Raw genomic sequence first — 12,920 nt, 5'->3', positions numbered from 1 at the left:
GCGCTATTCCTAATTTAGGATTAATTTATGGCTGAAATTAAACAATCTGATACTCCTAATCAGGCAAAACGTAAAAAAAGTCTCGGTATTTTTATCGTTATTTTACTTATTTTAAGTATCACTTGTACTTTGTATTGGTTTTTCTTCTTGAAGGATTTTGAAGAAACAGAAGATGCTTATGTTGGTGGAAATCAAGTAATGGTGTCATCACAAGTTGCGGGTAATGTAGCGAAGATTAATGCGGACAATATGGATAAAGTCCATGCAGGTGACATTCTAGTTGAATTGGATGATACGAATGCAAAACTGAGTTTCGAACAGGCAAAAAGCAATCTAGCCAATGCTGTGCGTCAGGTAGAACAACTCGGTTTTACTGTGCAGCAATTACAATCAGCTGTGCACGCCAATGAAATTTCTTTAGCTCAAGCACAAGGCAATTTGGCGCGCCGAGTTCAACTTGAAAAAATGGGTGCAATTGATAAAGAATCTTTCCAGCATGCAAAAGAAGCCGTTGAACTCTCCAAAGCAAATTTAAATTCCTCTAGAAACCAATTAGCTGCTAATCAGGCTTTATTGAGTAACGTTCCATTACGTCAACAACCGCAAATACAGAACGCAATGAGTTCGCTCAAACAGGCTTGGTTGAATTTACAACGTACAAAAATTAGAAGTCCAATTGATGGCTATGTGGCGCGTCGTAATGCTCAAGTTGGGCAAGCTGTTTCAGTGGGTGGCGCATTAATGGCGGTGGTATCTAATGAGCAAATGTGGTTAGAAGCTAACTTCAAAGAAACCCAATTAACGAATATGCGCATTAGCCAGCCGGTGAAAATTCATTTTGATTTATACGGTAAAAATAAAGAATTTGATGGCGTGATAAATGGCATTGAAATGGGGACTGGCAATGCGTTTTCTCTTTTGCCTTCACAAAATGCTACGGGTAACTGGATTAAAGTGGTGCAACGTGTACCTGTGCGAATTAAATTAGATCCACAACAATTTTCTGAAACCCCATTACGAATTGGTCTTTCTGCAACGGCAAAAGTAAGAATTGCAGATTCATCTGGTCCAATGTTACGAGAAAAAGCAGAACCGAAAACTTTATTTGCTACTGATACGCTTAAATATGATGAAAGTGCGGTAGAAGATTTGATCGAATCTATTATTCAGCAAAACAGCCATTAAGGCGGCGTTATGGAAAATTCCGCAAAAAAATTCCCGCCTATTCAAGGTGGCGCCCTAATTTTATTGACGCTGGCTTTATCTCTCGCCACCTTTATGCAGGTATTAGATTCTACCATTGCAAATGTGGCGATTCCGACTATTGCGGGCGATCTTGGTGCATCTTTTAGTCAAGGTACGTGGGTAATTACTTCTTTTGGTGTGGCAAATGCGATTTCTATTCCAATAACGGGTTGGTTAGCAAAACGTTTTGGCGAAGTGCGGTTATTTTTAGTTTCAACTTTTTTATTCGTTGTATCTTCTTGGCTCTGTGGGATCGCAGATAGTCTTGAGGCATTAATTATTTTTCGTGTCATTCAAGGTGCTGTCGCAGGCCCGGTGATCCCTCTTTCGCAAAGTTTATTACTAAATAATTATCCACCAGAAAAACGCGGAATGGCATTGGCATTTTGGTCAATGACTATTGTCGTTGCGCCTATTTTTGGCCCAATTTTAGGCGGATGGATTAGTGATAATATCCATTGGGGATGGATCTTCTTTATCAATGTTCCGATTGGTTTATTAGTTGTGCTAATCAGCTGGAAGATTTTAGGTAGCCGAGAAAGTGAAATTGTTCATCAACCTATTGATAAAGTCGGTTTAGTTTTACTTGTCTTAGGCGTGGGATGTTTGCAATTAATGCTTGATCAGGGCCGTGAGCAAGATTGGTTTAATTCTAATGAAATCATTATATTAGCCGTTGTTGCTGTCGTTTGTCTGATTGCCTTGGTTATTTGGGAATTGACAGATGACAATCCTGTGGTGGATATTTCGCTTTTCCATTCTCGTAATTTTAGCGTAGGGTGTTTATGTACTAGTTTAGCCTTTTTGATTTATCTAGGTTCTGTGGTATTAATTCCGCTTTTGCTACAACAAGTCTTCCATTACACCGCGACGTGGGCAGGGCTTGCGGCTTCCCCAGTTGGATTATTCCCAATTTTGCTTTCACCGATTATTGGGCGTTTCGGTTATAAGATCGATATGAGAATTTTAGTGACGATAAGTTTTATTGTATATGCAATAACATTTTATTGGCGAGCGGTGACTTTCGAGCCATCAATGACTTTTGCTGATGTGGCTTTACCACAATTAGTACAAGGTTTGGCTGTGGCCTGTTTCTTTATGCCACTTACTACAATAACGTTGTCTGGCTTGCCTGCGCATAGAATGGCTTCTGCGTCTAGCTTATTTAATTTCTTGAGAACTTTAGCGGGTTCTGTAGGGACATCTTTAACCACATTTATGTGGTATAACCGTGAAGCTGTTCATCATACTCAATTAACAGAACAGATTAATCCTTATAACCCAATTTCCCAAAGTTTTTATCATCAAATGAATCAATTTGGTTTAAGTGATACCCAAACTTCAGCTTACCTCGCTCAACAAATAACATCGCAAGGATTTATTATTGGTGCAAATGAAATATTTTGGCTATCAGCTATGGGATTCTTAGGATTGTTTATTGTGATTTGGTTTGCAAAACCACCTTTTGGCGGGCGTCATTAGTATCATATTATTCAAAATTTGAATGATTTAACCTCAAAATTTATCAATGTAAACATTGTTGAATTAAAAGAGGATTAGGAGTAGATTAGGTCAAATAATAATCATAAATATAAAGGATTATTTTTATGCCTGCTAAGCTTCTGTACTACGCCCATTCTGCACAAGACGAACTCAGCAATCTTTTACCTTACGAACATTGGCAAACCTTACAAAGCCATTCGGTAAATGTTGGAGAAATGGCGTCGGAGTTTGCTCAGGTATTTGGTGCGCAGGAAATTGCCTGCCAGACGGGACAGCTGCATGATTTGGGGAAATATTCAGAAGCCTTTAATCACCGATTGCATGGTGGCCCATCAGTCGATCATGCTACTGCCGGAGCCAAAATTGCTGTTGAGCGTTGGGGAAATGTGCTCGGCAAGTTGATGGCGTTTTGCATTGCGGGGCATCATGCAGGGCTAGCCAACGGGAGCGGTGAAGGTGATAACCGCCGCACATTGAAACAGCGTCTAGCCTTGCAATTTGGCGAAGATATTCCCGCCCTTGATAACCTGTGGCAACAAGAAATCAAGCTCCCTCAAAACCTGTCCGCACCGCCACTCAAAGCTGACGCGCATCATCCTTTTTTCTCCTACGCCTTCTTCACCCGAATGCTCTATTCCTGCTTAGTGGATGCCGATTATCTCGATACCGAAGCCTTTTATTTAAACCTAGAAAACAACGCCGTCGAGCGCGGCGGTTATCCCGATTTAAACGCCTTACAACGCAATTTCAATCAATTTATCAACTATTTCAGACGACGTATCGCCCAAGCTCCAGAGCAAACTGAAGCCGAAAAACGCAATGCCGCCTTAAACCGCCTGCGCAGTGAAATTCTCGATCATGCCGTAGAACAAGCGGCACAACCGCAAGGGCTGTTCACGCTCACCGTGCCGACCGGAGGCGGTAAAACCTTCACTTCCATGGCGTTCGCGCTGGAACACGCCAAACGGCACGGAATGCGGCGCGTCATTTACGTCATCCCGTTCACCAGCATCATCGAACAAAATGCCGCTGAATTTCGCAAAGCCTTTGGCGAATTGGGCGAACAAGCCGTGTTGGAACACCACAGCACCTTCGACGACGGCAAACTGCAAAATGAGGCCACCAAAGATAAATTGCGCCTTGCCTCGGAAAACTGGGACGTGCCGATTGTCGTGACCACCGCCGTGCAATTCTTCGAATCCCTCTTTGCCGACCGCTCCTCGCGCTGCCGCAAACTGCACAACATCGCAGGCTCCGTCATTATCCTCGATGAAGCGCAAATGCTGCCGCTCAATCTTTTGCTGCCCATCATGCAAGCCATCAAAGAATTGTCGCAAAATTACCGCTGCAGCGTCGTCATGTGCACCGCCACCCAGCCAGCTGTGCAAGCTGAAAACGGCTTCTATCGCGGCTTTGAAAACGTGCGCGAAATAGCCCCAAAACCGACCGCACTTTTCGACAAACTGCGCCGCACCACCGTGCAACACATCGGCAAACAAACCGACGCCGACCTGCTCGCCAAACTTGGCGAACACCCGCAAATGCTCGTCATCGTCAATAACCGCCGCCACGCCCGCAGCCTGTACGACCAAGCCAAACACCTTGAGGGTACGTTCCACCTGACCACCTTAATGTGCGCCAAACACCGCAGTCAAAAGCTCGATGAGATCAGAGGTCGTCTGAAAAGCGGAGAACCCTGCCGCGTCATCGCCACCTCCTTAATCGAAGCCGGCGTTGATGTGGATTTTCCGCTAGTAATGCGCGCCGAAGCAGGTTTAGACAGCGTTGCCCAAGCCGCAGGACGTTGCAATCGCGAAGGCAAAAGGCCGTCTGAAAACAGCTTTGTCTGGATATTTACGCCAGAAGAACAATGGAAAGCCCCGCCTGAACTTGCCGCCCAAGCCGCCGTTATGCGCCTGACCGCCGATAGCTTTTCAGACGACCTCTTATCCACCCAAGCCGTCGCTGCCTACTTCGCCGAGCTTTATCAATTAAAAAGCAGCGAACTGGACAATAAAAAAATCCTTAAAATGCACAACGATACAGGGCAAAGCCTCGATTTCCCATTCCAAACCATCGCCGACAAATTCCGCATGATTGAAAGCCATATGCAGCCGCTGATTATTCCCTTCGATGGTGAGGCTGAAAACCTCATTAGCAGCCTGCACCACGCCGACCACATCGGCGGACTCTTACGCAAACTGCAACTCTACACCGTCCAAATCCCCAAAAATGCCCTCGCCGCTTTGTATAAAGCAGGGCGTATCGAACCAATTAATGAGAAAAACTTCGGCAAACAGTTTTATACGCTGATCGGGCTGGATTTGTATGATGATGTGGCGGGGTTGAGTTGGGAGGATAATGTTTTTATCAAAGCTGAAAATTCAGTATTTTGATTAAAGCAAGATGATAAAATAAGTATAAATCAGTATGGTTTAATGCTCGTTTTATATATTTATTAACTTAACTAAAGGAAACAACATGGATATTTCTCCAGACAAACAAAATATAGATAAAGTTTTTAGTAATACTCAATACTATATTGATTTTTATCAACGAGAATATAAGTGGACAAAAGAACCTGTAAAGCGGTTGTTAGATGATATTTTTTATAAATTTAATGAAGTCTATCAACAGAATAGTAGTTTGCCCCCTGATGAACAGGTTATCGATAGTAAATATCCTTGGTATTACTTGAATACCTATGTAACCAATACAATAGATGGACGTGTTTATGTTGTAGATGGATAGCAAAGGCTAACCACTTTAACTTTAATATTGTTAAATTTGCATCATAGGGCTGCTGCCTATGACAGCGAATTGTCTGATTGGGTAAAAAATAAAATATTTGGACAATCAGGCTATAAAAAAACTTTTTGGATGAGGCATGAAGCTCATTTGGCAACGTTGGAAGCATTGTTTAAAGAAAAGATTGATGACGCGCCAATAGATAGCGGATTAACAGCCGATAATATGGTTAAGAACTATAAGGAAATCAAATCTTGGTTAGATCAGAATATAAAAGAAAAACATCAATTAGAAACATTTATATTTTATTTTTTACGTCGCTTGGTGTTGATTAATTTATCTGTAGAACAGACAGACGTTCCCATGGTATTTGAAGTCATTAATGACCGTGGGGTACGTTTAAAGCCTTATGAAATTCTAAAAGGTAAACTGCTTGGGCAAATTGATAAGATTATATTGGATAAAAAACAATATAACCAACTTTGGGAAGATAAAACGCGTGCAATTAATAAGTTATCTGATGATGAAACCGATCGTTTTTTCCGTTTTTATCTAAAAGCTCGTTTTAGCCAAAGCCGTAGTGATGCCAAGCGTTATGATGGTGATTATCATCGATTAATGTTTTCAACTGAATTTCAACAAAATTTGAAACTTGATCATAATCCGCAAGGGGTTATGGATTTCTTAGATGAAGATTTTACTTATTATGCTGATTTGTATGTGAAATTATCAACTCATCTTAAAAAAGATGAGGTAGGTGGATTTGCGTTTAATCGTTTAAATGATATTGATGGTGTGCTTTTGTTAGGGCTATCTGCCTGTAAGATTAATGATGAGAAAGAAGAGGAGAAGATTAAGAAAATTGCACTAGAAACAGATAGATTGTTTTCTTTGTTGCAACTTCAGAGCGTTTACGAAAGTAATAACTTCCAAGAGGCACTACATCGAATTGCTGCAACTATTCGCAATGCTGATAACGACGAAATTATCCGTTGTGCGTTTGATAAAGAGTTAAAAGACGCATTAAAAGATAAAACAACGTCTGATGAATCAATGATCTATTCCTTGTTTAAAACAACAGGAGATAATTTAAATACTCGTTTTAAACGCTATTTCTTTGCGCGGGTAGAAGGTTTTCTTGCTGAACAATTTGATGTCAAAATGCGACATACTTATGAAGATTTAGTTACAAAAACAGGCGCAAAAAATGGATTTCATATTGAACACATCCTATCTCGAAATGAAGAAAGTCAAAAACATTTTGAAGATGAAGATACTTTCCTTGTGGAGCGAAATAGACTAGGTGGAATTTTGTTATTAAAAGGAAAAGACAATATTTCTAGTAGCAATGAAATCTATCAGCAAAAATTAAAAACTTATTCAGGGACTTTGCTTTGGAACGAAACATTGAGAGAGGATTTTTACAAGTCAAATCTTGATGTGGAACGGTTTAAGAAGGAACATAAGTTGGATGAATTGAAGGCAATTAATGAATTTGATGCAAAAGCACTAGAAGAACGCCATATTTTGCTGTTTAAAATTGCCAAAATGATTTGGGCTTAGTTGAAAATATTCCATCAAGAAGCAAAAGTGCGGTCATTTTCCCCAACGTTTTCAAAACGTCGTCTAAATCCGCACTTCCCAACCAAACAAAGAAAATCCAGCTATCCGAAATTTTCGAATAACTGCCGATGACAACAAAAGGAGAACCCAATGAACCAAATCCGCCTACACATTTGGGGCGATTATGCCTGTTTTACCCGTCCGGAGATGAAGGTGGAGCGGGTGTCTTATGATGTTATCACACCGTCGGCGGCGCGCGGGATTTTGGCGGCGGTGCATTGGAAGCCGGCGATTCGGTGGGTGATTGACCGGATTTATGTGTTGAAGCCAATTCGGTTTGAGTCGGTGCGGCGCAATGAATTGGGCGGCAAGATTTCGGCGGGTAAGGTCAGCGGGGCGATGAAGCGCAAGAGCGTTGCCGATTTATATACGCTGATTGAAGACGACCGCCAGCAGCGCGCGGCGACAGTGCTTAAAGACGTGGCTTATGTGATTGAAGCCCATGCGGTGCTGACGGCAAAAGCGGGGGCGGATGAGACCGTTACCAAGCATATTGAGATGTTCAAACGCCGTGCGAAAAAGGGGCAATGCTTTCAGCAACCTTGTTTGGGCGTGCGTGAATTTCCTGCCGATTTTGCGTTGATTGATGAAGACGAGCCGCTGCCGCCGTCGGCGTTATCGGAAAACGAGGCAAACCGTGATTTAGGCTGGATGCTGCACGATATTGATTTTGATCACGGCAACACGCCGCATTTTTTCCGCGCGGAAATGAAAGATGGCGTGATTGATGTGCCGCCGTTTTACGCCGAGGAGGTGAAAGCATGATTCTTGCGTCCCTTGCCCGCTATTACCGCCGTTTGGCAGCAAAAACCGATGAAATGGGCAATCCGAAAGTGCCGCCTTATGGTTTTAGCGAGGAGAAAATCGGCTGGATTTTGGTGTTGGATAAAGAAGGTCGTCTGAAAACCGTTGTGCCGAATCTGACCGTCGATAAAAAGCCGCAGCCGAAGCTGATGAGCGTGCCGCGCCCTGAAAAACGCACGTCGGGCATCAAACCGAATTTTTTGTGGGATAAAACCGCCTACGCGCTTGGCGTGGAAGCCAATAAAAACAAAGCCGAAGCGAAGGAAAAGCCGTTTACGCCGTCTGGAAAAACCTTTGAAGCCTTTAAGCAATATCATCTCGATTTACTGCAAAACAGTGAAGATGAAGGCCTGCAAGCCTTGTGCCGTTTTCTGCAAAACTGGCAGCCTGCACATTTTGCCGCCGCAAATCTGCCTTCCAAAATGCTTGATGCCAACATCGCATTTTCTCTTGAAAAACCGACCGCACTTATCCATAAACGCGAAGCCGCACAAAGCTTGTGGGCTGGCTGCCTGAAAAGCGATGAAGCGCTTGAGGGCTTGTGCCTGATTAGCGGCGACACCGCCCCGATTGCGCGGCTGCATCCTGCGATTAAAGGCGTATTTGGCGGGCAAAGCTCCGGCGGCTCGATTATCTCGTTTAACAAAGAAGCTTTTGCCTCGTTTGGTAAGGAGCAAGGAGCAAATGCGCCCGTTTCCGAACAATCCGCTTTTGCCTACACCACCGCGCTGAACTATCTGTTGCGCCGCGAAAATAATCACTGCTTGACCATCGGCGATGCCAGCACGGTCTTTTGGGCGGAAGCGGATGATAACGCCACGGCGCAGGCTGCTGAAGGTTTCTTCGCGCACGTGTTCACGCCGCCGGATGATGAACAAGAAAGCGCTAAAGTTTTTAACGTATTGGAACAAATCGGCAAAGGTCGCCCGCTGCAAGAAATTGCCCCCGAACTCTCTCCCAATACCCGTTTTTACATCTTAGGGCTTGCCCCTAATGCCGCGCGGATTTCTGTTCGGTTTTGACTGGATACCACGTTTGGGCAGTTGGCGGAAAATTTGGCGCAGCATTGGCAAGATTTAGCCCTTGAGCCTTGCGCGTGGAAAACGCCGCCGTCTATTTGGCGACTCTTATTGCAAACTGCCGTGTTGGGCAAAAGCGAAAATATCTCGCCCGTATTGGCAGGCGAAATGACCCGCGCCGTGATTTGCGGTACACCGTACCCCTTGAGTTTGCTGTCGCAACTGATTACCCGAATCCGTGCCGACGGCGATGTAAACGGCTTGCGCGTGGCAATGATGAAAGCCGTATTACAGCGGCGTTTTAGAAAGGGTTTTATCGAAGAAGGAGTTCCTATGAGTTTGAATAATGAAAGCCCGAATCGCGCTTATCTTTTAGGGCAGCTGTTTGCCGTGTTGGAGCGCATTCAATATCAGGCGTTGGGCGAATTAAACGCCGGCATCGCCGACCGCTATTACGGCTCTGCCTCCGCCGTGCCGTTTTCGGTTTTTCCGCGCCTTTTGTCGGGCACAAAACACCATTTGTCGCGCTTGCGTAAAGACAAAGCCGGCATGGCGGTGAATTTGGATAAAGATTTGGGCGAAATCATTGCCAAACTGCCCGAAACCTTTCCGCGCCATTTGAGCATTGACGAGCAAGGCCGCTTCGCCATCGGCTATTACCATCAAAAACAAAGCTATTTTGCTAAAAAAGAAACCGCTGAAACCATTGAAAACTAAGGAGCCAGAAAATGTCTGCCATTCAAAACCGCTATGAATTTGTTTACTTTTTTGACGTAACCAACGGCAACCCCAACGGCGATCCCGATGCGGGCAATATGCCGCGCCTCGACCCCGAATCCAGCAAAGGCTTGGTAACCGATGTCTGCTTAAAACGCAAAATCCGTAATTTTGTCGAAATCAGCAGCGAAAACGAAGCCGGTTACGAAATCTACATCAAAGAAAAAAGCGTGTTAAACCTACAAAACAAACGTGCTTATGAAGCACTTGGCATTGAGTCGGAAGCCAAAAAACTGCCAAAAGACGAAGCCAAAGCCCGCGACATTACCGCTTGGATGTGCAAAAACTTCTTTGATATCCGCACCTTTGGCGCCGTGATGACTACCGAAGTCAACAGCGGACAAGTGCGTGGCCCGGTGCAGCTGGCGTTTGCCCAATCCATCGACCCGATTGTGCCGCTGGAAGTTTCCATCACCCGCATGGCAGTCACCAACGAAAAAGACTTGGAAAAAGAACGCACTATGGGGCGAAAATACATCGTCCCTTACGCGCTCTACCGCGTGCATGGCTTTATCTCCGCCAACCTTGCTGCTAAAACCAGTTTTTCAGACGACGATTTAGCCAAACTCTGGCAAGCCCTGACGCTGATGTTTGAACACGACCGCTCCGCCGCCCGTGGCGAAATGGCAGCACGCAAACTGATTGTGTTTAAACACGACAGTGCACTCGGCAGCCAGCCTGCACATAAACTGTTTGACGCCGTGAAAGTCGAACGCGTAAACGGCGAATTAGGTACGCCTGCAAGCGGTTTTGGCGATTACAAAATCAGCGTGGTTTCAGATGACCTGAATGGCGTGAGTGTGGAAGAGCTGCTTTAAAAACACTTAAAAAGATACTCATAAATCACTTATGTGATTTATTCGCTCCTTCGGGGCCGTTGGCATAGCCAACGTTCAAAAAACGGAGTTTTTTGTGACCGCACTTTTAACCAAAACCCAAGGGGAAAATCAGGACACGCGCCTGATTCCCCTTTCCGCCCTGCAACACTACGCCTTCTGCCCGCGCCAATGCGCGTTGATTCATAACGAGCAGGCGTGGGTGGAGAACTATTTGACCGCGCAAGGCAAGGCGTTGCATGAGCGGGTGGATTCAGGCGAGCCGGAAACGCGCAAGGGCATACGATTTGAGCGGACGGTGCATGTGTCGGCGGAAAAACTGGGCATCAGCGGCGTGTTGGATTTAGTGGAAGTGGATACAAAAACAGGCCGTCTGAAACCTGTGGAATACAAACGCGGCAACCCCAAATCCGACCCGATGGACGAAATCCAGCTTTGCGTCCAAGGCTTGTGCTTGGAAGAAATGACGGGGCAAACCGTCTCTGAGGGCGCGCTGTGGTATATGCAAACCCGCCACCGCGTCCCCGTCGTGTTTTCAGACGACCTGCGCGCCCAAACCCTCGCCACCATCGCTGCCGTGCGCGAACTTTTAAACAGCGGCCAAACCCCGCCACCCGACTACGGCAAACGCTGCAAAGCCTGCTCACTGGTGGAGATTTGTCAGCCGGAATTGCTGGGGAAACGGGATAGGAGTGTGGGGTATGTGGCTGAGCTATTTTGCGAATAGAGAATTTACATTATTTAATCGAGATAAAATTATGAAAATAATGAGTTATATCGTTACACATGATTATGGTTTTGCTCCTAATCCTTATGGTGGATTTTTAACCCTTGCTACATGCAAACCAAAAATAAGAAATAGTTCAAAAATAGGAGATATTCTTGTTGGAATAGGCTCTAGCTCTGGAGTTTATAAAAACCGATTAATTTATGCAGCTCAGGTATCTGATGTAGTGAATATGAATGAATATTTTGAAAATCCAATATATCAAGTCAAAAAACCAAGTGATGAAAATATTTCAAGAAGAAGAGGAGATAATATTTATTATAAAGAAAATGGAAGTTGGACTCAGTTAAATAACCCTTTCCATGATGAAGGCAATATGAGCCATGATTTGAATTCTACGAATGTTTTAATATGTGGGGATTTTTGGTACTTTGGAGACAAAGCGCCATTATTGCCTGAAAAATTCCTTGGGATCGTTAAGAAAGGACCCAACCATAAAAATATAGATGACCACGTTTTAGTGTCTAGTTTTTTAGATTGGTTGGCAACATATGAAAAAGGGATTATTGGTAAGCCTAGTAGTTTAGGAAATAGATAGGAAAACCCTCATGTGGAAACTGCAAAACACGCTCTATATCTCCACTTAGGCAGTTTCTACATGAGCAAACCGTAGCCTGTATGCACCCAATGAGTGTGTGGCTGCACCACTATATTTATCCCCTAAATGGTATTGGAGGATTTTATGAACACTACTGTAAATAATTTTTCTGTAGAAGAAAATGAAATTTTAGATGATGAATTAGATGCGATTATACAAGAGCTTGACAAATTTGAAGAGGAAATGGATATGCATAATCAAGGATTGGATAAATTATTCAATTTATTTGATTGTGCTTTAGAATTATATGAAAAAATTGATGAGTGTAAGAAAAATTTAGAGCAGTTAAAAAAAATTATACCCCACACATCTAATTCAGATGATTTTTTATTAGGTTGTTTATATTGCAATATATGTTCTGCACTAGAAGGATTTGTTCATGGATTTATATCTGGTTTAATTAAAAATGAAGTAGATGTCGATGAGAAAAAACTTATTTCCTCTGCAAATGATAATTTAGGAAGAAAAAAGAAATTACTAACAAATATAAATGAAATTGTTAATGAGTATAAAAATAAAACTATAAACAATCCTTTCGAAATAGCTATCTTATGCAACAAGATATTTAATCTAAACATTAAATATGATGAAATAAAATTAGAAAAATATAGCACTGAGATGATAAGAGTTAGAAACTCCTTTACGCACAATAATGGTTACAATAACGGGACTTATGTGAATATAAATAAAAATGATGTCGAACATTTACTATTTTTTATAACAAGGTTTATTAATATAATTAATGACAAGGCTCTTAAGAAGTTTGATAAACAACTATCAGATGTATCAGATAAATATGGATTAAATATAGAACAAGGGCAGAATGGCTGAAATCCTCAGTCAAGGTCGTCTGAAAAACAATATTTGAAAAGCCGAGCCGTTGTGTTGGGTTACGGCGTTCCGCCTAACCCAACCTACCGAGAATTTTCAGGTATCCCAACCAACCCGTAAAACCCAAAACTGCGGTCAAAATCCAAGGA

At 43.3% G+C, this 12,920-nt stretch carries 10 protein-coding genes and 2 pseudogenes; all 12 read left to right on the top strand.

The annotated features are described in order from the left end of the window. The first annotated feature begins 27 nt into the window (after window positions 1-27). The 12 genes and pseudogenes from KP710_RS05705 (at window position 28) to KP710_RS05655 (ending at window position 12,771) form a co-directional block, all read left to right on the top strand. A complete protein-coding gene (locus tag KP710_RS05705; RefSeq protein ID WP_215770982.1) occupies window positions 28-1,185 on the top strand; it encodes an EmrA/EmrK family multidrug efflux transporter periplasmic adaptor subunit in 1,158 nt (385 codons plus the stop codon). Between the two features lie 9 nt (window positions 1,186-1,194). Then, entirely contained in the window at window positions 1,195-2,727 is a 1,533-nt protein-coding gene (locus KP710_RS05700) for a DHA2 family efflux MFS transporter permease subunit (RefSeq protein WP_215770692.1), read from the top strand. Between the two features lie 125 nt (window positions 2,728-2,852). Then, entirely contained in the window at window positions 2,853-5,144 is a 2,292-nt protein-coding gene (gene cas3 / locus KP710_RS05695) for a CRISPR-associated helicase Cas3' (protein WP_215770691.1), read from the top strand. An 85-nt stretch (window positions 5,145-5,229) separates the two neighbouring features. Continuing rightward, entirely contained in the window at window positions 5,230-5,499 is a 270-nt protein-coding gene (locus tag KP710_RS05690) for a GmrSD restriction endonuclease domain-containing protein (protein ID WP_215770690.1), read from the top strand. Between the two features lie 12 nt (window positions 5,500-5,511). Beyond that, window positions 5,512-5,916 (top strand): annotated as a pseudogene (locus KP710_RS09470) (hypothetical protein); the annotation flags it as partial. Between the two features lie 198 nt (window positions 5,917-6,114). Continuing rightward, window positions 6,115-7,059: an HNH endonuclease family protein gene (locus tag KP710_RS09510; RefSeq protein WP_308163122.1), complete on the top strand. Its 945-nt coding sequence runs from the start codon at window positions 6,115-6,117 to the stop codon at window positions 7,057-7,059. Between the two features lie 150 nt (window positions 7,060-7,209). After that, window positions 7,210-7,884: a type I-C CRISPR-associated protein Cas5c gene (gene cas5c, locus KP710_RS05680; protein WP_215770688.1), complete on the top strand. Its 675-nt coding sequence runs from the start codon at window positions 7,210-7,212 to the stop codon at window positions 7,882-7,884. Next, window positions 7,881-9,659 (top strand): annotated as a pseudogene (gene cas8c / locus KP710_RS05675) (type I-C CRISPR-associated protein Cas8c/Csd1). Before cas5c ends, cas8c begins: the two are co-directional and overlap by 4 nt. An 11-nt stretch (window positions 9,660-9,670) precedes the next feature. After that, the gene (cas7c, locus tag KP710_RS05670) at window positions 9,671-10,537 is read left to right on the top strand and encodes a type I-C CRISPR-associated protein Cas7/Csd2 (RefSeq protein ID WP_215770686.1); all 867 of its coding nucleotides are present in this window, start codon (window positions 9,671-9,673) and stop codon (window positions 10,535-10,537) included. Between the two features lie 94 nt (window positions 10,538-10,631). Continuing rightward, window positions 10,632-11,282 carry a CRISPR-associated protein Cas4 gene (cas4, locus tag KP710_RS05665; protein ID WP_215770685.1) on the top strand — a complete coding sequence of 217 codons (651 nt, stop codon included), beginning with the start codon at window positions 10,632-10,634 and terminating at the stop codon, window positions 11,280-11,282. Next, window positions 11,257-11,880, top strand: a complete 624-nt coding sequence (locus tag KP710_RS05660) for an Nmad2 family putative nucleotide modification protein (RefSeq protein WP_215770684.1) — start codon at window positions 11,257-11,259, stop codon at window positions 11,878-11,880. The genes cas4 and KP710_RS05660 overlap by 26 nt, the downstream gene beginning before the upstream one ends. A 144-nt stretch (window positions 11,881-12,024) precedes the next feature. Continuing rightward, on the top strand, window positions 12,025-12,771 hold the full coding sequence (locus tag KP710_RS05655) for a HEPN domain-containing protein (RefSeq protein WP_215770683.1): 747 nt from the start codon (window positions 12,025-12,027) through the stop codon (window positions 12,769-12,771). The last annotated feature ends 149 nt before the right edge of the window (window positions 12,772-12,920 follow it).

It is taken from the genome of Haemophilus sp. SZY H35, assembly GCF_018829705.1.
GTDB classification, from domain to species: domain Bacteria; phylum Pseudomonadota; class Gammaproteobacteria; order Enterobacterales; family Pasteurellaceae; genus Haemophilus; species Haemophilus haemolyticus_K.
Note: the sequence above shows the minus strand (reverse complement) of the source record. Positions and strands in the feature narration are given on the sequence as shown.

Coding starts and splice junctions, on each gene's coding strand:
- KP710_RS05705 (WP_215770982.1), top strand. CDS start 28: ATGGCTGAAATTAAACAATCTGATACTCCTAATCAGGCAAAACGTAAA.
- KP710_RS05700 (WP_215770692.1), top strand. CDS start 1,195: ATGGAAAATTCCGCAAAAAAATTCCCGCCTATTCAAGGTGGCGCCCTA.
- cas3 (WP_215770691.1), top strand. CDS start 2,853: ATGCCTGCTAAGCTTCTGTACTACGCCCATTCTGCACAAGACGAACTC.
- KP710_RS05690 (WP_215770690.1), top strand. CDS start 5,230: ATGGATATTTCTCCAGACAAACAAAATATAGATAAAGTTTTTAGTAAT.
- KP710_RS09510 (WP_308163122.1), top strand. CDS start 6,115: ATGTTTTCAACTGAATTTCAACAAAATTTGAAACTTGATCATAATCCG.
- cas5c (WP_215770688.1), top strand. CDS start 7,210: ATGAACCAAATCCGCCTACACATTTGGGGCGATTATGCCTGTTTTACC.
- cas7c (WP_215770686.1), top strand. CDS start 9,671: ATGTCTGCCATTCAAAACCGCTATGAATTTGTTTACTTTTTTGACGTA.
- KP710_RS05660 (WP_215770684.1), top strand. CDS start 11,257: ATGTGGCTGAGCTATTTTGCGAATAGAGAATTTACATTATTTAATCGA.
- KP710_RS05655 (WP_215770683.1), top strand. CDS start 12,025: ATGAACACTACTGTAAATAATTTTTCTGTAGAAGAAAATGAAATTTTA.